Annotated in this window: 23 protein-coding genes; 8 read left to right on the forward strand and 15 right to left on the reverse strand. The window is 46.1% G+C overall.

Annotated elements, in window-relative coordinates; genetic code table 11:
* The first annotated feature begins 35 nt into the window (after positions 1-35).
* A complete protein-coding gene (locus ACH32G_RS02015; protein WP_032862645.1) occupies positions 36-212 on the forward strand; it encodes a YjcZ family sporulation protein in 177 nt (58 codons plus the stop codon).
* Between the two features lie 112 nt (positions 213-324).
* Positions 325-879, forward strand: coding sequence for a peptide deformylase (def, locus tag ACH32G_RS02020; RefSeq protein WP_016936264.1), 555 nt, complete (start codon positions 325-327; stop codon positions 877-879).
* Between the two features lie 34 nt (positions 880-913).
* Here the strand turns inward: def and ACH32G_RS02025 are convergent, their stop codons facing one another.
* Complete coding sequence (locus tag ACH32G_RS02025) at positions 914-1,687, reverse strand: Cof-type HAD-IIB family hydrolase (RefSeq protein ID WP_327814118.1); 774 nt, start codon at positions 1,685-1,687, stop codon at positions 914-916.
* Positions 1,688-2,041: 354 nt separating this feature from the next.
* Between ACH32G_RS02025 and ACH32G_RS02030 the strand changes: the two genes are divergently transcribed.
* Complete coding sequence (locus tag ACH32G_RS02030) at positions 2,042-2,251, forward strand: DNA-dependent RNA polymerase subunit epsilon (protein WP_016936266.1); 210 nt, start codon at positions 2,042-2,044, stop codon at positions 2,249-2,251.
* A gap of 5 nt (positions 2,252-2,256) precedes the next feature.
* Positions 2,257-3,924 carry a ribonuclease J1 gene (gene rnjA / locus ACH32G_RS02035; RefSeq protein ID WP_029575210.1) on the forward strand — a complete coding sequence of 556 codons (1,668 nt, stop codon included), beginning with the start codon at positions 2,257-2,259 and terminating at the stop codon, positions 3,922-3,924.
* 32 nt (positions 3,925-3,956) lie between these two features.
* On the opposite strand, the gene ade is transcribed toward rnjA, so the two are convergent.
* The 5 genes from ade to ACH32G_RS02060 form a co-directional block, all read right to left on the reverse strand.
* The gene (ade, locus tag ACH32G_RS02040) at positions 3,957-5,690 is read right to left on the reverse strand and encodes an adenine deaminase (RefSeq protein WP_448813934.1); all 1,734 of its coding nucleotides are present in this window, start codon (positions 5,688-5,690) and stop codon (positions 3,957-3,959) included.
* A gap of 150 nt (positions 5,691-5,840) precedes the next feature.
* A complete protein-coding gene (ktrC, locus tag ACH32G_RS02045; protein ID WP_016936269.1) occupies positions 5,841-6,506 on the reverse strand; it encodes a Ktr system potassium transporter KtrC in 666 nt (221 codons plus the stop codon).
* A 40-nt stretch (positions 6,507-6,546) separates the two neighbouring features.
* Positions 6,547-7,374: a gamma-glutamylcyclotransferase gene (locus ACH32G_RS02050; protein ID WP_448813935.1), complete on the reverse strand. Its 828-nt coding sequence runs from the start codon at positions 7,372-7,374 to the stop codon at positions 6,547-6,549.
* Between the two features lies 1 nt (position 7,375).
* Positions 7,376-8,680, reverse strand: a complete 1,305-nt coding sequence (locus ACH32G_RS02055) for an ATP-binding protein (RefSeq protein ID WP_095240772.1) — start codon at positions 8,678-8,680, stop codon at positions 7,376-7,378.
* 171 nt (positions 8,681-8,851) lie between these two features.
* The gene (locus ACH32G_RS02060) at positions 8,852-9,136 is read right to left on the reverse strand and encodes an AbrB/MazE/SpoVT family DNA-binding domain-containing protein (protein WP_013352109.1); all 285 of its coding nucleotides are present in this window, start codon (positions 9,134-9,136) and stop codon (positions 8,852-8,854) included.
* A 270-nt stretch (positions 9,137-9,406) separates the two neighbouring features.
* Between ACH32G_RS02060 and mreBH the strand changes: the two genes are divergently transcribed.
* From mreBH to ACH32G_RS02075, 3 genes are all read left to right on the forward strand, one after another.
* Positions 9,407-10,414 (forward strand): cell shape-determining protein MreBH, encoded by a 1,008-nt coding sequence (mreBH, locus tag ACH32G_RS02065; RefSeq protein ID WP_029575211.1) that lies wholly within the window; start codon positions 9,407-9,409, stop codon positions 10,412-10,414.
* Between the two features lie 71 nt (positions 10,415-10,485).
* The gene (locus tag ACH32G_RS02070; protein ID WP_016936273.1) at positions 10,486-10,620 is read left to right on the forward strand and encodes a protein YkpC; all 135 of its coding nucleotides are present in this window, start codon (positions 10,486-10,488) and stop codon (positions 10,618-10,620) included.
* 100 nt (positions 10,621-10,720) lie between these two features.
* Positions 10,721-11,953, forward strand: a complete 1,233-nt coding sequence (locus ACH32G_RS02075; RefSeq protein ID WP_414831177.1) for an aminopeptidase — start codon at positions 10,721-10,723, stop codon at positions 11,951-11,953.
* 29 nt (positions 11,954-11,982) lie between these two features.
* Here ACH32G_RS02075 and ACH32G_RS02080 read toward each other — a convergent pair whose 3' ends face one another.
* Together ACH32G_RS02080 and ACH32G_RS02085 are read right to left on the reverse strand one after the other, a co-directional pair.
* The gene (locus ACH32G_RS02080; protein WP_064778846.1) at positions 11,983-12,891 is read right to left on the reverse strand and encodes a ketopantoate reductase family protein; all 909 of its coding nucleotides are present in this window, start codon (positions 12,889-12,891) and stop codon (positions 11,983-11,985) included.
* A gap of 111 nt (positions 12,892-13,002) precedes the next feature.
* Positions 13,003-14,622 carry an ABC-F family ATP-binding cassette domain-containing protein gene (locus ACH32G_RS02085; protein ID WP_045926924.1) on the reverse strand — a complete coding sequence of 540 codons (1,620 nt, stop codon included), beginning with the start codon at positions 14,620-14,622 and terminating at the stop codon, positions 13,003-13,005.
* Positions 14,623-14,785: 163 nt separating this feature from the next.
* Here ACH32G_RS02085 and ACH32G_RS02090 point away from each other — a divergent pair, with 163 nt between their 5' ends.
* On the forward strand, positions 14,786-15,055 hold the full coding sequence (locus ACH32G_RS02090; RefSeq protein WP_015239771.1) for a hypothetical protein: 270 nt from the start codon (positions 14,786-14,788) through the stop codon (positions 15,053-15,055).
* Between the two features lie 36 nt (positions 15,056-15,091).
* Here the strand turns inward: ACH32G_RS02090 and lepB are convergent, their stop codons facing one another.
* The 7 genes from lepB to ACH32G_RS02125 form a co-directional block, all read right to left on the reverse strand.
* On the reverse strand, positions 15,092-15,709 hold the full coding sequence (gene lepB / locus ACH32G_RS02095) for a signal peptidase I (protein ID WP_395940959.1): 618 nt from the start codon (positions 15,707-15,709) through the stop codon (positions 15,092-15,094).
* 94 nt (positions 15,710-15,803) lie between these two features.
* Positions 15,804-17,708, reverse strand: coding sequence for a PTS fructose transporter subunit IIABC (locus tag ACH32G_RS02100; RefSeq protein ID WP_415272707.1), 1,905 nt, complete (start codon positions 17,706-17,708; stop codon positions 15,804-15,806).
* Between the two features lie 14 nt (positions 17,709-17,722).
* Positions 17,723-18,634 (reverse strand): 1-phosphofructokinase, encoded by a 912-nt coding sequence (gene pfkB, locus ACH32G_RS02105; protein ID WP_045926922.1) that lies wholly within the window; start codon positions 18,632-18,634, stop codon positions 17,723-17,725.
* Positions 18,631-19,386 (reverse strand): DeoR/GlpR family DNA-binding transcription regulator, encoded by a 756-nt coding sequence (locus tag ACH32G_RS02110; RefSeq protein ID WP_016936280.1) that lies wholly within the window; start codon positions 19,384-19,386, stop codon positions 18,631-18,633. The genes pfkB and ACH32G_RS02110 overlap by 4 nt, the downstream gene beginning before the upstream one ends.
* 284 nt (positions 19,387-19,670) lie before the next feature.
* Positions 19,671-20,864, reverse strand: coding sequence for an ABC transporter permease (locus tag ACH32G_RS02115; protein WP_016936281.1), 1,194 nt, complete (start codon positions 20,862-20,864; stop codon positions 19,671-19,673).
* Complete coding sequence (locus tag ACH32G_RS02120) at positions 20,861-21,553, reverse strand: ABC transporter ATP-binding protein (protein WP_016936282.1); 693 nt, start codon at positions 21,551-21,553, stop codon at positions 20,861-20,863. The genes ACH32G_RS02115 and ACH32G_RS02120 overlap by 4 nt, the downstream gene beginning before the upstream one ends.
* Positions 21,554-22,690 carry an efflux RND transporter periplasmic adaptor subunit gene (locus ACH32G_RS02125; RefSeq protein WP_448813936.1) on the reverse strand — a complete coding sequence of 379 codons (1,137 nt, stop codon included), beginning with the start codon at positions 22,688-22,690 and terminating at the stop codon, positions 21,554-21,556. It lies immediately after the preceding gene.

Genomic DNA, 22,690 nt, shown 5'->3' on the forward strand with positions numbered 1-22,690 from the left:
AAAGGGTCAGCGTAATTAAAAGAGGAGGTTTTTTTATGTACGGATATGGATTTGGCGGCGGATTTGGCGGCGGTTGCTGCGGCGGCGGATACGGTTATGGCGGATACGGATACGGCTGCGGAGGCGGTTACGGCCGCACATTCGCATTAATCGTCGTATTGTTTATCTTATTAATCATCGTCGGTGCCGCTTATTTAGGCTGCGGCTGCTGACCTTATACACCATGAACATCGGCCGGCCTGCTATGGCCGGCCAATTGTTTCGTTGCGCCGCGATAAGGAAGTTCGCTATAATTTACATATTAAGCTTTAGGAGTGAAGTTTCTTGATTACTATGGAAAATATTGTCCGCGACGGACATCCCGTGCTCAGAGAGATCGCTGAAGAGGTCCGGCTTCCCGCTTCTGACGAAGAAAAACAGCAACTTGCTGATATGATTGAGTTTGTGAAAAACAGCCAAAATCCTGAATTAGCCGAGAAATACAACCTTCGTCCCGGAGTCGGTCTTGCCGCTCCTCAAATAAACGTAAAAAAACGGATGATCGCCGTTCATGCTGAAGATGCGAAAGGCACTTTATACAGCTATGCCCTTTTCAACCCTAAAATCGTCAGCCACTCAGTAGAAAAAAGCTACTTGACGAGCGGAGAAGGCTGCCTGTCAGTAGATGAACCCATTCCCGGCTATGTGCCGCGCTACGCACGCATCCGAGTAAAGGCGACGACGCTTGAAGGGGAACAGATTGACATCCGCCTCAAAGGTTTTCCGGCCATCGTGTTCCAGCATGAGATCGACCATTTGAACGGTGTGATGTTTTACGATCATATCGATCAGGAAAATCCGTTAAAAGAACCTGAAAACGCCATTGCTATTGACCGTTAAAAAGAACTGGCACTTCTTGAAGTGCCGGTTTTCTTCATTTCAAAAGCCCCAGTTCTTTGACAGCCCAGCTGATTCCCTCTTCATCCACCGGCTTTGTGACGAAATCGGCGGCAGCCTTTAATTCCGGAACTGCATTTCCCATCGCCACCCCGGTGCCGACAAAACGGATCATCTCAAGATCATTTAGTCCGTCGCCGAAGGCATAAGTGTCGCTTATGCTGTACGGAAGGCGCTCAAGCACTCTTTTAATGCCTTCCGCTTTTGAACCGCCCTTCGGAAGCACATCCGTTGACAGTTCATGCCAGCGGACATAATCAAACTCCGGAAAAGCGGCGTATGCTTTTTCTTCATGTCCGCGGCAGAATAAAAGCAGCTGATAAATATCTTTTCCTTTATAAAATGTTTCATCAACTTCGGGATAAGACGCTTTCAGACTGCCGATTCCTTCCGAGACGTGCGGATGTCCCGGAACGGTCGTTTTCATCGTGTCTTCCGCCATGAATACGACGGGGTGCTCCCCTTCCGCCGCCTGCTTTAATAAACGCGCGACCGCATCTTCCGGCAGCGGATTTTTATAAATCACATCGCCTTCAAACACGACAAACTGGCCGTTGTATGAAATAAATGATTCAATCTCAAGCTCTTCCAGAATCGGTTTTACCATAAACGGAGACCGCCCGCTGGCGATAAAAACGTGATGGCCGGCCTCTTGAAGCGCCGCCACGGCGTTTCTTGCGCTATCGGGGATATGTTTATCATGGTCATAGATCGTGCCGTCAATATCAAAAAAGATCAGTTTTGGTTTCATGTCAATTTCTCCTTTATCCCGTTTATCAGTCGTGTCTTGTTCAATATCATCATACAGAAAGTTTTTCTTCCGGCAAACAGCCTTGATGAAATTCCAATTTTACCCACGAAAACAAATCCGGTTTTGCCGCATACTACTGCTATAAAGGGCTTTAAAGGAGGTATATGATGCTGCGCCGGTTACGGAAGAAACTCAGAAGACAGTGGGGCGGAATGCTCCGGAAAAAAGTCATCGCGTAGAAGGGATCTTTCGGTTTTTGAAAGTCCCTTTTTTGCTCGAGACTTTCCTTATAATCCGTTTTCGAATATAATAGAATAAGCGAGTCTAACATACGGCATTTAAGGAGAGATTTGGATGATTTATAAGGTATTTTATCAAAAGAAGGCTGACGAAGTACCTGTACGGGAAAATACAGATTCACTTTACATTGAGGGCGTTTCAGAACGGGACGTCAGAACAAAACTGAAAGATAAGAAATACAACATTGAATTTGTTCAGCCTGTGGACGGTGCTTTTTTAGAATATGAGAAGCAGAGCGAAAATTTTAAAGTATTGGAGTTATGAGCGGAATGAAATTTGTAAAAAATGACCAGACTGCCGTTTTTGCCCTCGGCGGATTGGGCGAGATCGGGAAAAATACGTACGGGGTGCAGTTTCAGGATGAGATTGTACTGATTGATGCGGGAATTAAGTTTCCTGAAGATGAACTTCTCGGCATTGATTACGTAATCCCCGATTACACGTATTTAGTAAAAAACGAAGACAAAATTAAAGGTCTGTTTATCACCCACGGTCACGAAGACCATATCGGCGGTATTCCGTACCTGCTCAGACAAGTAAATATTCCCGTTTACGGCGGTAAACTCGCGATCGGCTTACTTCGGAATAAACTTGAAGAGCACGGACTGTTAAGACAGACAAAATTAAACATCATCGGTGAAGACGACATTGTTAAGTTCCGGAAGACGTCTGTATCCTTCTTCAGAACGACACACAGCATTCCGGATTCATACGGAATCGTCGTCAAAACACCGCCGGGCAATATCGTACATACCGGAGACTTTAAGTTCGATTTCACACCGGTAGGCGAACCGGCAAACTTGACAAAGATGGCCGAAATCGGGAAAGAAGGCGTTTTGTGCCTGCTTTCTGACAGCACGAACAGTGAGGTGCCCGATTTCACCATGTCAGAACGCCGTGTAGGCGAAAGCATTCACGATATTTTCCGAAAAGTGGACGGCAGAATTATATTTGCGACATTCGCTTCGAACATTCACCGTCTTCAGCAAGTGATTGAAGCTGCCGTTTTAAACGGCAGAAAAGTTGCCGTATTCGGACGCAGTATGGAATCGGCTATTGAAATCGGACAGACTCTCGGTTACATCAGCTGCCCTAAAAATACGTTTATTGAGCATAACGAAATCAACCGTATACCTGCCAATAAAGTAACGATTTTATGTACGGGCAGCCAGGGTGAACCGATGGCGGCGCTATCACGCATCGCTAACGGCACGCACCGTCAGATATCCATTAATCCCGGAGATACGGTTGTCTTTTCTTCTTCTCCGATTCCCGGAAACACAATCAGCGTAAGCCGCACCATCAACCAGTTGTACCGTGCGGGCGCAGAAGTCATTCACGGTTCGCTGAATGACATCCATACATCCGGACACGGCGGACAGGAAGAACAAAAATTAATGCTCCGTCTGATTAAACCGAAGTTCTTCATGCCGATTCACGGGGAATACAGAATGCAGAAAATGCACGTCAAACTCGCGACTGATTGCGGCATTCCTGAAGAAAACTGCTTTATTATGGACAATGGCGAAGTGCTGGCGCTCAAAGGCGAAGAAGCAGCTGTGGCAGGCAAAATCCCGTCCGGTTCCGTGTACATTGACGGAAGCGGAATCGGTGACATCGGCAATATCGTGCTCCGCGACCGCCGCATTCTTTCAGAAGAAGGCCTTGTTATCGTTGTTGTCAGCATCAACATGGACGACTTTAAAGTATCGGCAGGACCTGATTTAATTTCAAGAGGTTTTGTATACATGAGAGAATCCGGAGATTTAATCAACGACGCACAGCAGCTCATTTCGAACCATCTTGAGAAAGTAATGGATCGAAAAACAACGCAGTGGTCCGAAATTAAAAACGAAATTACCGACACGCTCGCTCCGTTCCTATATGAAAAAACAAAACGCCGTCCGATGATCCTTCCGATCATTATGGAGGTCTAAAAAAAACTGCACTCGTGATGAGTGCAGTTTTTTTATTGCAGCGGAATATGCTGAAAGGCTTTGACATCAAACAGACCGGCTGCCGTCATTTTAATATCCGGAATCACCGGAAGCGCTAAAAACGATAATGTAAGAAACGGATTGAAATTACCGGTGAATCCGAGCAGAGGAAGCTTTTCATGAAGCACGCCCAGGCTGTCATTCACCCATTCCGCAGACTTATCAGACAAAAGCCCGGCGATTGGAAGCGGGACAGAGTGAAGCAATTCACCGTTTTTCACGGCTGTCAGGCCTCCTCCGGTGTCACGCAGTCTGTTGATTGCTTTTGCCAAATCGGCATCGTTTGTACCGACAGCGATGATGTTGTGGGAATCGTGAGAAATGGTTGTGGCAATGGCGCCTTCTTTTAACCCGAACCCTTGTACAATCCCGAGACCTATCATTTTTTCTCCGCTGTGGCGTTCAGCGACGGCGATTTTTAATAAATCATTTTCTGTATCAGGACAAAATGTGCCGGCAGACGGTGCAGGGACTTCTTTTTTCCTCGTCTCTAAATGATTTGGTATGATTTCGATTACATTCATTAGCCTGCCCTCTTGAATCGGCATATGAAAATCTGATTCAGTCAGCGGCGCTTTCAGCCGTACTGTATCCAACAGCGCCTGATCCGGAGAAGAAGAGCCGGCGGACTGCTCATAAACCGGGCAGCCGTTTTCCGCAACGGTCCGGCCGGCGACCAAGGTCTTTGTGACGGAAGCCTCCCGCAAATCCGAAATAAACAAGAGATCTGCATCAAAACCCGGTGCCACCGCGCCTTTTGTTTCAAGGCCGTAGCACTCGGCCGCATTTAAGCTGGCGAGCTGATACGCAAGGAATGGATCAAGTCCCGCTTTTATTGCCATTTTGACTTGGTGGTTCACACTTCCTTCTGAAAGCAGATCGTCCACATGTTTATCATCCGTACAAAAGAAGAAGCGGCGCGCATTTTTTTCGTTCACCGCCGGCAGCACATTGAGCGTATTTTTGGCCACCGATCCTTCGCGCAGCATGACATACATTCCCCGCCTGATTCTGTCCAGCGCCTCTTCTTTCGTCGTCACTTCATGATCATTTGACACTAGCGCGGTTCTGTATATATTGATGATATCTGAAGACAGTCCGGCTAAATGCCCGTCAATCCGTTTCCCATAATGCTTGGCATCCAGCAGTTTCTGAAGCATATCCTCTTCACCTTCCGCAACAGACACGTAGTCCATTACTTCCGCCAGTCCAAGCACCTCTTTTTCCTGATAAAAAGGCTTTAAATCTTTGGCTTTTAATACGGCTCCCGAGCGTTCAAAGCTTGCGGCCGGAACACAGGAAGGAAGCATGAAACGGATGTTCAGCGGCGCTTTTTTCGCCTGCTCTATCATAAATGAAATGCCTTTTGCCCCCGAAACGTTCGCGATTTCGTGAGGATCAGTAATGACAGTCGTCACTCCATGAGGGAGGACTGCTTTTGCAAATTCAATCGGAGTAACCATAGAGGACTCGATATGAACATGTCCGTCAATAAAGCCCGGAACGATCATTTGGCCTTCTGCATCAATGACTTCTTCCCCTTCATACTCGCCCAACCCGACGATCACTCCGTCTGTAATGGCGATATCTGCAGAAATCCATTCCTGGTTAAATACATCCATGATTTTTCCGTTTTTAATGACGGTATCGGCTTTTTGTCGGCCGGCCGATGCATTCAGCCGTTCAGCCAGTGTTTCTTTGTTCAAAATGAGGCCTCCTCTTTTTCTTTATATGGTACAATATGCTATCGGATCGCCTGATCATAGTCAATAAAAACTGCAGAATATACCGCTTACACGATAAATGTCTTTCTATTCTGACATATAAAAAAGACCGTCCTTTTACGGACAGGCTTTTCACTTTGTATGAAGCACTCTTTTTTCAAATCGGGAAATGTCCGTAAGAGAGCCGATAACGATGAGAATATCGTCTTTTTGGATCATTTCAGTCGCCAGCGGAGATACGATTACTTCTTTTTCTCTCTTGATGGCCACGATGTTAATGCCGTACTTCGCGCGTATGTCCAGATCAAGCAGTGTGTTGCCCGCAAGCCTGCTGTTGGCTACGATCTCCACGATGCTGTGTTCATCAGACAGCTCTAAATAATCAAGCACATTATTTGATACGATGTTGTGGGCGATGCGTTTTGCCATGTCACGTTCAGGGTGGACGATGTGGTCGGCCCCGATTTTCGCAAGCACTTTTTCATGATAGTCGTTTTGCGCTTTGACCGTGATCGTGTTCACGCCGAGTTCCTTTAAGATCAGCGTCGTTAAAATGCTCGCCTGTATATTTTCGCCGATTGCCACAATAACGTGGTCAAAATTGCGCAGCCCCAGATTTTTCAACACCGATTCATCGGTTGAATCGCCGATGACGGCGTGTGATGCGATTTTGGCATATTCATTTACTTTATCTTCATCAATATCCATTGCCATGACTTCAAGGCCTTCTTCACTTAATGCTTTGCAAATACTCCCGCCGAAGCGTCCGAGACCGATAACGGCAAACTCTTTTCTCATAACAGTACTCCTTTAAACAATATCTCTAATAGGAATAGTATCACATTTTCGGCAATGAGTTCATATGGCGTTTGAGCTTTTCTGAAAAGGCGGGCGATAAATACAAGTCTGCTCCGCGTTCGATTTCTTCCTGATAGTGACCCGGAGGCGCAATTTCCTCAGCTTTATCAAGCACAAGAAACGTCAGGCAGCCCCTGTATATACGGCCGCCGGCATTCACTTCTATGAACGCGGGACGATATGTATGGCTATCAACACCTTCCCGTTTATACAGATAGGTTGCCGCTTCAAACGGGAGCTTGTACAGCACGCCTTCAGTACGGCCGCCGTCTTCAACAAGATCGGCTCTGGAACCGTCAGGACGCCTTAACGTGAATCTCGTCGAATACCCTTCAACAACCGCCCCTCCGACCGGCTCAGCAAAAAAGTGATCGACCCCCGCCTGTTTAAAACGGGCATTATCCATACATGAACCGTAAGCGAAATAATAAACCGGGCTGTCATCCTCCCGTTTCATAAAACGATATTCTTTCCAGTCTCCGCTTTTGATCCGGCTGAATGAAGCACACTGCTCGGGCTTTACGACATATGCGAAGGCCGTTTTATTCCCGAGATCCGTCGTCACGGCGACTTCCTCCCGGTCAAAATCGGCATAATGCGCATCCAGCTTACAGATCATCTGATGACCTGTTTCATACAATTCTCCGTATACAAAAGCTGTTTCTGCTAAAGACGCCGCGGGCTGACCTTTTTCTGTTTTGTACAGCACGCCGTTTATCGCGGCCTGCTCGCACACACACGGAGCGCCTTTCAGCAGCTCATGATTTTCTTCACGCTTCCGTAACAAACCGTATACAAAAAGAAGCAAGTTAGTTTTCCTCCTTTTGGACAGCATCCGCTTCTAACGGCAGAAATACCTGAAACGTACTGCCTTCTCCATTTTTGCTCTTAATGTTAAGTTTACCATTATGCTCCTTGAGAATTCGTAAACAAATCGGAAGGCCGAGGCCTGTTCCCTGATCTTTTGTCGAGAAAAACGGTTTCCCGATGTTTTTAAGCTTTTCTTTCGACATGCCGTTTCCTTCATCCTGTATGCTGATCACCGCGTATTCTTCATCCCGTTTTGTGTAAATATGAATATTCCCGCCGTCAGGCATCGCCTCAATCGCATTTTTAATAATATTGATAAATACCTGTTTCAGCTGGTTTTCGTCACCGTTGACCATACAGGACTCAGTCTGCCTGAAATCCTTCTCAATCACAGTGTTTGACAGCACCGCGTTTGTGTCAAGAAGCGTCGCCACCTGCCTTAAAATATGGTTGAGATGATGGGCGGTAAACGTCACGGTCTGCGGCTTGGCGAGCAGAAGCAGCTCTCCCAGCACAAGATCTATCCTTTTAATTTCCGAAAAAATAATATCGAAATAATCCGTTCGTTCCGGATACTGAGCTTTCATCAGCTGGAGAAAGCCGCTGACTGATGTTAAAGGATTTCTTACTTCGTGGGCGATTCCTGCCGCAAGTTCACCGGCGATAGCCAGCTTTTGAGATTGCATGGCAAGCCGTTCGTTCGTTTCCAGAAGCTCATCAACCGCTTTTTTCCGTTCACTGATATCAGACATCGTTCCCAGGCTTCCGACAAATTTCTGTCTGCGGTCATAATACAGCTTATAATGAACTTCTCCCCAAAAGATAGTGCCGTCTTTTTTAATATATTTAGCCGTGAACATTCCTGACGGGGACTGCTGCTTAATTTGGGAGATAATATAATCAATGATATGTTTCTCTTTTATAAAATAATCATTATACATCGTGCCCATACATTCGCTGATGGAATAGCCCGTAATCGCCGTCCAAGCTTGATTCAAATATGTAATATTCCCTTGTGAATCCGTCTGAAAAACAATTTCCTGCAGATTGTCCATGATCCGGTTTTTCTCATCTGAAAGCGCCTTTGCTTTCTGCTCGCTGTCCTTCAGCTCCGCCAGCAGCTGCTTTTTATGATCTACATAATAAGCCAGCAGCCAGACGCTGATTAACGTGACAGTGGTAAAAGTGATATCAACAGGCCAGTTAATCGGATTCCGTTCAATTATGTAAAATAAATAATCCCAAAACATAATAAAAATCATTGCCAAGATTAATGAAATGATACGCGCTTGATATTTTCCCATAGTCCCACCTGCCGCTAGCATTTCTACATATATTGTAACATTGTTGACCGCATTATTGACTAAAAAATGATAACTATTCCCAATTATTTGAGCAGGTTTACTTGATTTTACCGTGAGTTTTTGCACAAGTTCATAATAAAAGGGCGGAATGACGCTCCGCCCTTTTTATCATTATGATTTATCTTTTAACGCTTCCTCGATTTCCTCAAGCAGCATTTTCGCTCCTTCAGGGCTTAAGATGATTTTACCGTTGCCGTATTCCTGATTGTCGGGGGTAATTTCTCCGGTCATTAAGCAAATGCCGTGCGGTTTGTATTTTTTCAAGACAATTTTGTCTCCGTCAACAAAAAATTCAATACTATCTTTAATAGCGATATCCAATGCTCTTCTCAATTCAATCGGCATGACAATACGCCCTAGTTCGTCTACTTTTCTTACTACACCAATTGATTTCATAGAAATCCCCTACTTCCTTTAATGTCTCTTATATATGTCCAAGGAAAATCCTTCATAAACGTAGACGAAAGTAACGGAGCAAAAGTTTCTCCGCATCCGGTAATGAATGTTTTTTTACAGAAGAAAGCCTTTTTGAAATACGGGATACAGACTTTCCCTCCTTTTTTACAAAAACATTTCATTCCCGGCGGAAACCCCCAAAAATCGTGGTTTTTCTCAGAAACTTTAAATGTAGAATCAATTAAATCAGGATAGGGATTGGGTGAAAATATGTTTCAATCAACTGAGATCGGAATCGACTTAGGAACCGCTAATATACTTGTTTACAGTAAAAATAAAGGAATTATTTTAAACGAGCCCTCCGTTGTCGCTGTAGATACAACAACGAAAGCGGTGCTTGCCATCGGAACAGATGCCAAAAACATGATCGGAAAGACGCCGGGGAAAATCGTCGCCGTACGGCCGATGAAAGACGGTGTCATTGCTGATTATGATATGACAACTGACTTATTAAAACACATTATGAAAAAAGCCGGAAAAAAAATCGGGATGACCTTCCGCAAACCGAATGTCGTCGTCTGCACGCCTTCAGGATCAACAGCCGTTGAACGCCGAGCCATCAGTGACGCTGTCAAAAACTGCGGAGCAAAAAACGTTCACTTAATTGAAGAACCCGTAGCAGCTGCAATCGGAGCCGACCTGCCGGTTGACGAGCCGGTCGCAAACGTCGTCGTGGATATCGGAGGCGGTACGACTGAAGTTGCCATCATCTCATTCGGAGGCGTCGTGTCCTGCCACTCTATCAGAATCGGCGGCGACCAGCTTGATGAAGATATCGCTTCGTTCGTCAGAAAAAAATATAACCTGCTGATCGGAGAACGTACGGCAGAACAAGTGAAAATGGAAATCGGTTTTGCATTGATTGAACATGTGCCGGAAACGATGGAAATCCGCGGCCGTGACCTCGTAACCGGTCTGCCGAAGACGATCAGACTGCAGTCTAATGAAATTCAGCACGCGATGCGTGAATCGCTCCTACATATTCTTGAAGCCATCAGAGCGACTCTTGAAGATTGTCCGCCGGAACTCAGCGGGGACATCGTTGACCGCGGCGTCGTGTTAACCGGCGGGGGCTCGCTTTTAAACGGGATGAAAGAATGGCTGACAGAAGAAATCGTCGTTCCCGTTCATTTGGCCGCAAATCCGCTTGAATCAGTGGCTATCGGCACGGGGCGTTCGTTAGACGTCATCGACAAGCTGCAAAAAGCGATTAAATAATAAGATTGTGCTTCTTTTTTCTCCGGCCGGCTCATATTGTGAGAACTGGAGAAACATTAAGGAGGAAGCATATGCTTAGAGATGTGGGAAGACGCGTAGCGGTAGCTGTCATTTTAAGCGGAATTATCTTGGGGGGTATGAGCATTTCGCTGGCCAATATGCCCCATTCTCCGGCCGGCAGCACCGTAAAACTGAATCATCCGTAAAGACGCAGCAAAGGCTGTGTCTTTTTCATTTACGCTCCTTTCTTTTCTTTATGAGGCGATATTTGATATGATGAGAAAAACCGATGAGGAGGAATGAACGATGAGTTCGTTTACTGAAAAGTTAAATACATATGCTCGGCTGGCGGTAGAAGTCGGCGTCAATGTCCAAAAAGGACAGCATGTCGTAATCAATGCCTCAACCGATGTCCGGGAACTTGTCAGACTGCTGGCTAAACATTCGTATGAAAAAGGCGCAAAAAACGTCACCGTAAATTGGCAGGACGATGAATTGTCCAGATTAAAATACGAAATGGCTCCGTTTGAAGCGTTTGAAGAATATCCTGAATGGGAAGCGAAAGGCAAAGAAGAGCTCGCGAAAAAAGGAGCTGCGTTTATTTCTGTCGTCTCATCCGACCCCGACCTGTTAAAAGGCACTGACGGGAAACGGATTGCAGCGTTCCAAAAAGCCGCCGGAAAAGCATTGCATACATACAGACAATATATTCAATCAGATAAGGTCAGCTGGACGGTGATCGGAGCCGCTTCAACAGGCTGGGCGAAAAAAGTGTTCCCGGATCAGCCGGAAGAAACAGCCGTTCAGCTTTTATGGGAAGAAATTTTCAAAACGACCCGCGTAAATGAAGAAAACCCAGTGGAAGCATGGAAAAAACATGATCAAAACCTTCATGAGAAAGTGGAACACCTGAACAAAAAACATTACAGCGCCCTGCATTATCAAGCTGAAGGAACAGACTTAACCATTGAATTACCGAAAAAACATGTATGGGCGGGCGCGGGAAGCGTGAATGAGAACGGGCACGAATTCATGGCCAACATGCCGACAGAAGAGGTTTTCACTCTTCCGCAGCGTGACGGGGTGAACGGCACAGTTTCCAGCACGAAACCGCTGAGCTACGGCGGCAACATTATTGATAACTTTACACTTACCTTTGAAAACGGCCGCATCGTTGATGTGAAAGCTGAAAAAGGCGAGGAGATTTTAAAAGGCATCGTCGAAACCGATGAAGGCTCGCATTATCTTGGAGAAGTGGCCTTAGTGCCGTACGATTCACCGATTTCAACATCGAATATTTTATTTTACAACACACTGTATGATGAAAACGCATCAAACCACTTGGCGATCGGCAGCGCGTATGCCTTTAATATCGAAGGCGGCAAACATATGACACGGGAAGAGCTTGTCAAAGAGGGCTTAAATGAAAGCATTACGCACGTAGATTTCATGGTCGGCTCCAAAGATATGAATATCGACGGGATTACTGCTGACGGCAAAAGAGAACCAATCTTCAGAAACGGAAACTGGGCATTTTAATAAAAAAGGAGGCGCTTCGGCCTCCTTTTTTATTTTGCTTCATACATTTGCAGGTTGGCAAAGACAGTTTCCAAAACAGGGGTATCAACTGACAAGCCTTTCGCTTTCTCAAGCAGAAAACCGTGTAAATGATCACCTTCTGTCACCCGGCCCTTTTCCATGTCTCTCAGCATCGACGATTTCATGTGATAAGACATGCTTGTCAACGTACGATAACTCTCTTCTTCAAGGTCAGCGTCCTTCGGAATGCCCGCAGCCTTGAAAATGGCTCCGATTTCTGCAAAAAGACGCTTTGCCGTATTGCGGCCGCCTTCTGTATCTAAAATAGGTCCGACCGGCTGTTGAAACAAAGTGGTCACTCCCGCCTGCGCGGCAATGAACATGTACTTTTTCCAAATATCCTTTTCAATATCCCGGCTGATGATGACATCCGCTTTCACACCCGCAAACGCTTTTTCCAGCTCATTTATACGTTCCGTGCGTTCCCCGCTCCATTCACCGAACACAAAGCGGTGGGCAGCGCTCGTATGAAGAATGTCCCCTTTTTCGTTAAGGGCGCTCTCAATAAAGCAGAGGCCTCCTAGCACCTGCCGTTTTGAAAAAGCTTCGAACAGCTCGTTATAGTGCCTGTACCCGTTTAAAAAAGGAATAATGACCGACGAAGGTTTGACAAACGGTTTGACATCCCCAATGACGTCCTGCAAAGAATACGCTTTTGATGCGATGATAAAGGCGTCAAACTCTCCTTCTTCGCCCGCCATGATTATTTTCGGCTTGATTGAAACATCACCATTTGCACTTTTGACGGTCAATCCCGTCTCTTTTAATTGTTCCGCCCGCTTCTGACGGACGAGAAACGTAACGTCATTTCCCTTCTCTGCAAGACGTGCGCCGATATAACCGCCCACTCCCCCTGCTCCGACAACTAAAAACTTCATGATGCATTCCTCCGTCTCTTTTCAATTCATATGTTCCTTTATTGTAACGGGAAGTCAGAAGATTGAAAACTTTTTTCATAAATAAAAAGCAGAGTCTCCTCTGCTTTTTTATTACGCGTATAGCTCCTCAAGCTTTTTCTGCACATCCGCATTTTCAAGAAATTCGTCATAAGACATTTGTTTGTCAACGATGCCTTTAGGCGTTAATTCAATGATGCGGTTGGCAATTGTCTGTACAAACTGATGGTCATGAGATGAAAACAGCATAGCGCCTTTAAAGCTGATTAAACCGTTGTTAAGCGCTGTAATGGATTCCAGGTCTAAATGGTTTGTCGGTTCATCCAGAATTAAAATGTTCGCGCCGGAAAGCATCGCTTTTGAAAGCATGCAGCGCACTTTTTCTCCTCCGGAAAGAACGTTTGATTTTTTGTTGACTTCTTCCCCAGAGAACAGCATGCGTCCTAAGAAGCCGCGCAGAAAGCTTTCGCTTTGGTCATGCGGCGAGTATTGGCGGAGCCAGTCTACAAGGTTCGCATCGCTGCCGTCGAAATATTCGCTGTTGTCTTTAGGGAAGTACGCCTGAGAAGTGGTGACGCCCCATTTGAATGTGCCGCTGTCAGCTTCCATTTCCCCGGAAATGATTTTGAACAATGTCGTAACTGCAAGCTCATTGCGGCCCGTAAACGCGATTTTGTCTTCTCTGTTCATAATAAAGCTGACGTTATCAAGCACCTTAACGCCGTCAATCGTTTTCGTTAAGCCTTCTACCTGCAGCACGTCATTTCCGATCTCGCGTTCCGGCGTGAAATTGACATAAGGATAACGGCGTGATGACGGTTTGATATCATCCAGCGTAATTTTATCAAGGAGTTTCTTTCTTGATGTCGCCTGCTTTGATTTAGAGGCGTTGGCGCTGAATCTGGCCACGAACTCCTGAAGCTGTTTAATCTGCTCTTCTTTTTTCTTATTGGCTTCCTGAGAAAGCTTTAATGCAAGCTGGCTGGATTCATACCAGAAATCATAGTTGCCGACATACACTTGAATTTTATTAAAATCAAGATCGGCGATGTGCGTGCACACTTTATTTAAAAAGTGACGGTCGTGGGATACGACGATGACTGTGTTCTCAAAGTTGATCAGAAACTCTTCCAGCCACTGAATCGCTTTCAGATCCAAGTGGTTCGTCGGTTCATCAAGCAGCAGAACGTCCGGCTTGCCGAACAGCGCCTGCGCCAAAAGCACTTTCACCTTTTCTGATCCGCCTAAGTCCGCCATTTTCTTCGTATGCAGGTCTTCAGAGATGCCCAAACCCTTTAACAAAATAGCGGCTTCACTTTCAGCTTCCCATCCGTTTAATTCCGCAAACTCTCCTTCAAGCTCAGCGGCGCGGATGCCGTCCTCATCAGAAAAATCCGGTTTCATATAAATCGCGTCTTTTTCCTGCATGACTTCGTATAAACGTTTATGTCCCATAATGACGACTTTCAGAACTTCGTAATCTTCATATTCAAAATGGTTCTGCTTCAGGATGGCAAGGCGTTCGCCCGGGCTCATATGGACATCGCCGGTCTGAGGCTCCAGTTCACCGGATAAAATTTTCAAGAATGTTGATTTTCCGGCACCGTTTGCGCCTATTAATCCGTAGCAATTGCCCGGCGTAAATTTAATATTGACATCTTCAAATAACTTGCGATCCGCAAAACGCAAGCTCACATTATTTACAGCAATCATTTATAATCCTCCATCGTGTCTAACATCAATAAAAGTATACCATGAATAAAGGGGAAGAGAAATGTTTCCCTGCGAATATAAGGGTTTTGAAAAGACGCAAGCGCCAAACCCGAAGCCCTGTGATACAATAGATATATATACATATTCATCACGGAGGAACAAGTTGAAGCTTTTAACACTCACAGAATATTGTCTTATGATTTTCTTTACCGGGGTTTTTCTGGCCGTCACAGGCTTTACCGCACGTGACATCGGCTTGTACGTCGGAATCGCCCTCATTTACACGTTTTCGCATCTCTTTTCAAAACGGATGCTTGAAAAACGCGGCAAAGAGAAGCAGCAGGTGAATCTTTTTTTCAGCGTTCTGGCCATTGTCGGATCAGTGCTGGCCACGGTAATGTTCATTGCCATCGCCGCCTCGTTTGCCAAATAAAAACGCCGGCCGTCCGAATCGGGCAGCGCGGCGTTTTTATTTTGTCTGACGCATATCATGAAACGGGAAGAACACAAACTTCGAGGTGCCGACGATCCGTTTTTCGGCAATTAAACCGAGTCCGTTCCGGCTGTCCATTGAGTTCAGCCGATTGTCGCCCATGACGAAGTATTTGCCTTTCGGAACCTTTACGGGGCCGAAATCTCCCGTCAGGTTGACTCCCAGTTTTTTCGCTTCTTTTTTATTGCTCGCGAGGTACGGTTCATCGATTTTTTTGCCGTTTATATAAAGCGTGTCATTTTTCATTTCCACCGTTTCTCCGGGTTTTCCGATGAGCCGCTTTACATAATGGACTTTCGATGTATCGCCGTTAATAATGACGATGTCCCCCCGCTCGATTTCTCCGATATAATTGACGCTTTTGTTGACAAACAGCCTTTCACCGTCATGTAATGTCGGGTACATTGATGATCCTTCCACTAAGTACGGTTCAAACAGGAAATGGCGGATTAAAAGCGCAAGAGCGACCGCTATAATGATGGCCTTTCCCCATTCCCAATACGTGTTGGATTTTCTTTTTACCGATTTTTCAGAAGTAGGTTTTTGTTCTTCAGTCAACGTGGTTCCTCCTAGACGATCACTGTTACGGTTCATGTACTATCTTTACTTTATCACAACTCATCACAAAATACATAACGCTTCTATGCGCATATGATTGAAAAAAGCGCCCGTAAAGGACGCTTTTTGCTTATTTCTCTACTACCGGTTTTTTGACGATTCCCAAGATAACCGCCGTTACAACCGCTCCGATCACGATGCTCATTAAGTAAAGCAGCGGATGGTTCGTAATGAATGCAACGAATATTCCTCCGTGCGGTGCAGGGAGCGTTACCCGGAAAAACTCTGTCAGTCCGCCCGCTACCGCAGAACCGATAACGGCTGCAGGGATGACGCGAAGCGGATCAGCCGCCGCAAACGGGATCGCGCCTTCTGTAACGAAAGCAGCTCCCATGAAGTAGCACGTAATACCGGCTTCACGGTCACGTTTAGAGAATTTATGTTTAAAGAATGTTGTCGCCAGTGCAATTCCAAGCGGCGGAGCCATTCCGCCCGCCATGATGGCTGCGTGCGGGGCATAGTTTCCGGCGCCGATCATCGCAATACCGAAAGTGAACGCCGCTTTATTGAGCGGGCCGCCCATGTCGATAGCCATCATACCGCCTAAAATAATCCCCATTAAGACAAGGTTTCCGGTTCCAAGGCTTTCAAGCCAATTTGTTAAGAAATTCATAAACGCTGCTACAGGTGTGTTAATGACAAACTGCATCAGGACACCGGTGATAAAAATACCGAGCAGCGGATAAATCAATACAGGTTTTAATCCGTCAAGAGTCTGAGGAATAAAGACAAACAGCTTTTTCAGCAGGACTACGACATAACCGGCTAAGAATCCGGCAATCAGTCCGCCCAAGAATCCGGCATTCGCCTGCGTAGCCATAAATCCGCCGACCATACCCGGCGCAAATCCCGGACGGTCCGCAATACTCATTGCGATGAATCCGGCAAGAACGGCAACGATCAGTTTTAACGCATTATCGCCGCCGATAAAGTTCAGCGCTGCAGCAAACGTGTTGTATGTCGGATCTTTCGGATCAGCTGAATGAATTCCCCAGAAGAATGAAATCGCCACGAGGATTCCGCCGCCGACGACAAATGGCAGCATGTTGCTGACACCGCTCATTAAGTGTTTATAGAAAGTGCTTCCGATGCTTGTGCCTGATTTCTGTTTCGGGCCGTCTTCATTAGAAGAGGCAGATCCTCCGCCGCTGCCTTCGTAAATTGGGGCATCTTGATTAACGGCTTTTTCAATCAGTTCTTGAGGACGTCTGATACCGGCCGTTACGGGCACTTGAAGAACATGTTTGCCTTTAAAGCGCTCCATTTCAACCTGTTTATCAGCCGCTACGATAATCGCAGGCGCATCTTCAATTTCCTGAGCCGTCAGCTTATGCTTGATTCCGCTTGAGCCGTTTGTCTCTACTTTAATGTCGACGCCGAGCTCTTTCGCTTTTTCTTTCAGTGCGTCAGCAGCCATGAATGTATGAGCGATACCGGTCGGACATGCAGTAACCGCAAGAATTTTGCCCTTTCCTGACGGCGCTGCCTGTTCTTCCTGCTCTTCTTCTTCCTCATCGTCATCTTTGTCATGCTGATTGATGATGTCAATGATCGCATCTTCTGATTCAGCCTCAAGAAGCTGTTTGCGGATTTCTTCACGCATGAGAAGCGTTGAAAGTCTTGATAATGCTTCAAGGTGCGTATTGTTCGCTCCTTCGGTTGCCGCAATCATAAAGACCAGGTGTGCCGGCTGACCGTCTAATGATTCATAGTCCACACCTTCTTTTGAACGTCCGAATGCGATGGCCGGGTTAATGACGCTCGCCGTCTTCGCGTGAGGAATGGCAATGCCTTCGCCGATTCCCGTCGAGCTTTGGCTTTCACGATTTAAAATGGCTGCTTTGTAAGCCTCTCTGTCATTTAATCTGCCGGCTTTGTCAAGCACTGTCACCATTTCATCGATAACGTTTTCTTTCTCTTTGCTTTCTATATTGAGATGAATTGTATCTCTTGTTAACAGCTCAGTTATCTTCACTTTTCTTTCCTCCTCTATAGACGTGTGACTTTAACTTCAGGAAGAAGCTGCTGTACAAACTCTTCAGTTCCGAGCTCCTCAGAAAACGCCGTCGCGCTTCCGGAAGCAACACCTAAACGGAACGCGTCTTCCAAAGGCAGCTGTTTTGAGATTCCCGCAAGGAAACCCGCCACAACGGAATCACCCGCGCCTACCGAATTGACCAGCTTTCCTTTAGGAACATTAGCGAGGAAAACCGCCTCTTTCGTAAATAAAAGCGCACCGTCGCCAGCCATCGAAACTATCGCATGTTCAGCGCCTTGTTCAATTAATTTTTTGCCGTACGGAACGGCTGCTTCGGCTGAGTCAATAACCGTATTGAACATTTCGCCAAGCTCGTGATGGTTCGGCTTCATCAAAAACGGTTTCATTTCTGTCGCTTTCATAAGCGCTTCACCGGAGATGTCTACCACAACCCGGGCTTTCTGCTTTCTGCATGCCTCAGCAATTTTTTCATACGTGTTATGCGGGAGGGAAGATGGGATACTTCCCGCTAAAACGACGATGTCTCCTTCTTTCAGAGCGGAGAACTGTTCTAAAAAGGCACTGAACACTTCGTCTGAAATCGTCGGGCCCTGACCGTTAATTTCCGTTTCATCGCCCGTTTTCAGTTTTACATTTATACGCGTGTCTTCATCCACCTCAGAAAAAGCCGTTTCCAGACCTTCCTGCTGCAAAAATGACGTGATATAATTTCCGGTAAATCCGCCGACAAACCCCAATGCTTTTGACGGCACATGGTGTCTTTTCAGTAATCTCGAAACGTTAATGCCTTTTCCGCCGGGGTACTTCGTGTCATAGCTGGAACGGTTTAAACCGCCTACGGCAAAATCTTCAACGTGAACGATATAGTCAACAGACGGATTGAGGGTTACAGTGTAAATCATGATTTCACTACCTTTACGACAGTTTTTTCTTGGTAATTATCGAATGCAAGTTCTTCAGATTCAGTGGTAATGATAACGGCATCGCCCAAAGCGGCGAACGCTGCGAAAGAAATCTCGCCGAATTTGGAAGGGTCGGCTAAAACATACGCGTTTTTCGCCTGTCTCACAGCCTTTGTCTTCAGAAGAGCCTCATCCGGATCGGGTGTTGTAAAACCGGCTTCAATGTGCACGCCGTTCACTCCGAGAAAGCTTTTGTCAAACCGGTACTGGCTGACCGCCGATAATGAGGCGCCGCCGATCATCGCACCTGTTCGATGCTTCACATATCCTCCGAGAAGATAAAAGGGGATCCCTTTCCTTATTAAAGCGTCGATATGCATAACTCCGTTTGTGACAACCACAATGTCCTTTGTTTGATCTATAAAATCAATCATATGCAATGCAGTTGTTCCCGCATCAAGATAAATACAGTCACCTTCTTCTAATAAAGATGCCGCTTTTTCTGCAATCTTCAGCTTATCTTGAAGGTTTTTGGAGGATTTTTCAAGCATATCGGGTTCTTGCCGGCTGTTGGAAAGCTTAGATGCCCCGCCGTGAACGCGCTTTAAAAACCCGCGCTCTTCAAGCGTTGATAAATCCCTTCTGATTGTTGATTCAGAAGCGTTTGTCATGCTTATCAGCTCTTGAATCTTTACCACGTCACGCTTTTCAATCTGATCAAGGATCAGCTGATACCTTTCAGGAGTGAGCATATTCCGCCCCCTTTGAAAACGTATTCATTTCACCTACAAGATTATTGTAAACGCTTTTTTTACTTCGAGCAACTAAAATCACTCAAATTCATTCAATAACTATCAAAATCTTTCACATTTGTTCATATTAACGTATGTACATAGGGTTTGTAAACTGTAAATTCGACAAAAAGGGGGACAATTGTATGACATTTCTTTTTATCATAAATGAAAAAAGTCTATTATATTCATTCAATCTTTAAAACACAGAAAAAACCCCATGCGGACTGCATGGGGAGGTTTCACTATTCATACCGTAACGCTTCAATCGGATCTAAGCGGGATGCTTTGTTGGCCGGCAGCATACCGAAGATGACACCGATCAGCATACTGAACAGCACGCCGATACAAACCACCTGCCAGGAAACGAGCGACGGCCAGCCCGCGATAAGGGAAACGAGTGATGCTCCCCCGTAGCCGAGACCGATTCCGATTAAGCCGCCGATTAAAGTAAGCACAACGGATTCAATTAAGAATTGTGTCAGAATCTGTCCTCTCGTGGCACCGAGCGATTTGCGGATGCCGATTTCTCTTGTCCGTTCCGTTACCGATACGAGCATAATATTCATGACCCCGATTCCGCCGACGACGAGAGAAATACCGGCGATCGAACCGATGATTGTCGTCATGACGGTCGTGACCTGACCGATGCCCGCGGCGATTTCTTCCATATTCATGACTTGGTAGGCCTCTTTTGTGCCGTGATTGTCATTTAAGAGGCGGGCCGCTTCTTTTCCAGTTATTTTGATTTGGTCAGCGGATTCCGTCTGAATCGAAACGTTGCTGTAGTCATTTGTGCCGAAAGACGTTTTCAGCATGTTGAACGGAACATACATTTCACTGAGCCCTAGTGATAAAAATCCGCTCTCTTCTTTTAATACACCGATTACTTCTACGGGCTGTCCGCCGGCCCAGACGATTTTTCCGAGCGGAGATGTTTTCCCGAACAGCTTTTCAGCCATTTTTTTCGAGATGATGCCCGCTCTTTTCCCGGAAAGGAAATCGTTATCCGTAAATGTCCGCCCATCCTGAACGTCCAGCTTTTTTACGTCCGTGTAGCCGCTGTTAATGCCATTCAGCGTAATGTCCGTTTCTTCTTCATGATAACGGGCCGTCATTGATTTTACAGCGGAAGCGACAACCTGCTTTACGCCGTCCACTCCTTTTAATCCATTAATATCTTCTTCTGTAAAACTCGCTTGCTGCAAAGCGTTCGGATTGGCTGTTAATTCTTCATCGCTCGGCAGATAATACAATTCAATTGTATTGCCCGGCCCGCTGATGGATTGCTTCAGCATTTGCTCTCCGCCCTGGCCGACAGCCACAACAACGATTACTGAACCGACGCCGATAATGATGCCGAGCATCGTCAGAATCGATCTCAGCTTGTGAGCTCTGACGGAACTGAGAGCCATCCGGAGATTTTCTAACAGGCTCATTCCCCCACTCTCCTCTGCTCAGAATCGCGGGGAACGATACTGCCGTCACGGACGAAAATCACTCTGTTTGTACAATCCGCCACTTCACGCTCATGTGTGACAAGCACCACGGTCACGCCCTCTGCGTTAAGCTCTGTGAACTGCTCCATAATGGAAATGCTTGTTTTCGTATCCAGCGCGCCGGTCGGCTCATCAGCCAAGATAAGCTTCGGCTCGTTAACGATGGCTCTTGCAATCGCGACACGCTGCTTTTGGCCGCCGGACAGCTCATTCGGCATGTGAAGCATCCGATCCGCTAAGCCGACTTTTTCCAGCGCATATTCCGCCCGTTCCTCACGCTCTTTTTTGCCGATACCTGCGTAAATCATGGGAAGTTCGACATTTTTTCTTGCATTCAATCGCGGCAGCAGCTGAAATTGCTGAAAGACAAATCCGATTGATTTGTTCCGGACCGCCGCAAGCTCTTTTTCCGTACATGAAGATACATCTTCTCCCGCAAGTCTGTAACTGCCTGATGTCGGTCTGTCCAGACAGCCGATGATATTCATAATCGTAGATTTACCTGATCCCGACGGTCCCATAATGGATACATATTCCCCTTCTTCAATCGTCAGGTCGATTGAACGGAGGACATCAAACGTTTCCTTGCCGATCTGATAGCTTTTTTTCACCTTTGAAAGCTGAATCATCTATGCTTTCACATCCGTTCCGTCAGTCAAACCGTCAGCCGGATTCAGAATGACTTTATCATTCTTTGAAAGTCCCTCTTTTATCTCCGTTAACTGATTCGAGGTGTCGCCCACTTTGACTTTCACGCGTTTGACCTTCCCGTCTTTTACCGTAAAGACCCAGTGCTCATCTCCGTCTTTTTTGACCGCGGAGGACGGCAGCGTATCGGCTTTCCGCTTCTCGGTTTCAATGTTCATAATGAGTTTAAACCCCGGTTTGCCCTCCGGAAGCTTTCCGATCAGCTTGACCTGAAACGGATACTGCACGGCTTGTTCCGTACTTTCACCGGAAGCAGCTCCTGACTTTTGTTCCGGAACGAGACCGACAGCCGTCACCCTTCCCTTCCATGTTTTATCCGGGATGGCGTCTGAGGTAATAGTAACGCTTTGTCCCTTTTTCACTTTCAGTGTGTCATATTCAGACAAATTGCCGGCAACGATCAGGTGTTCCGGATCGCCTATATGTATTACCGGTTCTTGAATATCCGATTTCTTAGAAGCGGCTTCTTGATTTACCGAGATAACCGTCCCGTCCATCTCACTCTTGACATTGAGGTTCGCCACCTGGTTTTCAAGAGATTGCTTTTGCAGGTCAGATTGCTTTAATTCAATTTCAGCCGTTTTTTGCTGAAGCTGCAGATCAGTCCGTTCGGATTCAATTTGTTTTTTTGCTTCCGCTTCTCCCGCTTGTTTTGCCAGATCTGTTTCTTTACTGTTTAAGGCTTGCAGTTTTTCTTGAATTTGTTCCATTTGCAGCCGTTTTGATTGTTCTGTCAACTCATTTTGCTCTTTATCAAGGTTGAGCTGTTCGTTTGTATAAGTGACTAGTGACGACCCTTTTTTTACTTTGTCGCCTTCTTTTACTTTTACTTTATCAAGGGTTCCTTTATCCGCTTCATAAAAAACATACTGTTCTTTGGAGAATTTAAGTGTTCCCGGAACCATGACTGCAGATGAGATTTCTCTTTTTTCCATAGTCCCGGTATCGACTTTTTCCCCGGCGCTGCCGCCCGCGGGAGCGGCCGACTTATAAATATTGATACTGATGAATACTGCTACAATGACTGCGATGCCGATTCCGATCCAAAGTTTTTTCAT

The organism is Bacillus sp. CIS52 (assembly GCF_053545315.1).

Coding starts and splice junctions, on each gene's coding strand:
- ACH32G_RS02015 (WP_032862645.1), top strand. CDS start 36: ATGTACGGATATGGATTTGGCGGCGGATTTGGCGGCGGTTGCTGCGGC.
- ACH32G_RS02025 (WP_327814118.1), bottom strand. CDS start 1,687: ATGAAACCAAAACTGATCTTTTTTGATATTGACGGCACGATCTATGAC.
- ACH32G_RS02030 (WP_016936266.1), top strand. CDS start 2,042: ATGATTTATAAGGTATTTTATCAAAAGAAGGCTGACGAAGTACCTGTA.
- rnjA (WP_029575210.1), top strand. CDS start 2,257: ATGAAATTTGTAAAAAATGACCAGACTGCCGTTTTTGCCCTCGGCGGA.
- ktrC (WP_016936269.1), bottom strand. CDS start 6,506: ATGAGAAAAGAGTTTGCCGTTATCGGTCTCGGACGCTTCGGCGGGAGT.
- ACH32G_RS02055 (WP_095240772.1), bottom strand. CDS start 8,680: ATGGGAAAATATCAAGCGCGTATCATTTCATTAATCTTGGCAATGATT.
- ACH32G_RS02060 (WP_013352109.1), bottom strand. CDS start 9,136: ATGAAATCAATTGGTGTAGTAAGAAAAGTAGACGAACTAGGGCGTATT.
- mreBH (WP_029575211.1), top strand. CDS start 9,407: ATGTTTCAATCAACTGAGATCGGAATCGACTTAGGAACCGCTAATATA.
- ACH32G_RS02070 (WP_016936273.1), top strand. CDS start 10,486: ATGCTTAGAGATGTGGGAAGACGCGTAGCGGTAGCTGTCATTTTAAGC.
- ACH32G_RS02075 (WP_414831177.1), top strand. CDS start 10,721: ATGAGTTCGTTTACTGAAAAGTTAAATACATATGCTCGGCTGGCGGTA.
- ACH32G_RS02080 (WP_064778846.1), bottom strand. CDS start 12,891: ATGAAGTTTTTAGTTGTCGGAGCAGGGGGAGTGGGCGGTTATATCGGC.
- ACH32G_RS02085 (WP_045926924.1), bottom strand. CDS start 14,622: ATGATTGCTGTAAATAATGTGAGCTTGCGTTTTGCGGATCGCAAGTTA.
- lepB (WP_395940959.1), bottom strand. CDS start 15,709: ATGAACCGTAACAGTGATCGTCTAGGAGGAACCACGTTGACTGAAGAA.
- pfkB (WP_045926922.1), bottom strand. CDS start 18,634: ATGATTTACACTGTAACCCTCAATCCGTCTGTTGACTATATCGTTCAC.
- ACH32G_RS02110 (WP_016936280.1), bottom strand. CDS start 19,386: ATGCTCACTCCTGAAAGGTATCAGCTGATCCTTGATCAGATTGAAAAG.
- ACH32G_RS02115 (WP_016936281.1), bottom strand. CDS start 20,864: ATGAGCCTGTTAGAAAATCTCCGGATGGCTCTCAGTTCCGTCAGAGCT.
- ACH32G_RS02120 (WP_016936282.1), bottom strand. CDS start 21,553: ATGATTCAGCTTTCAAAGGTGAAAAAAAGCTATCAGATCGGCAAGGAA.
- ACH32G_RS02125 (WP_448813936.1), bottom strand. CDS start 22,690: ATGAAAAAACTTTGGATCGGAATCGGCATCGCAGTCATTGTAGCAGTA.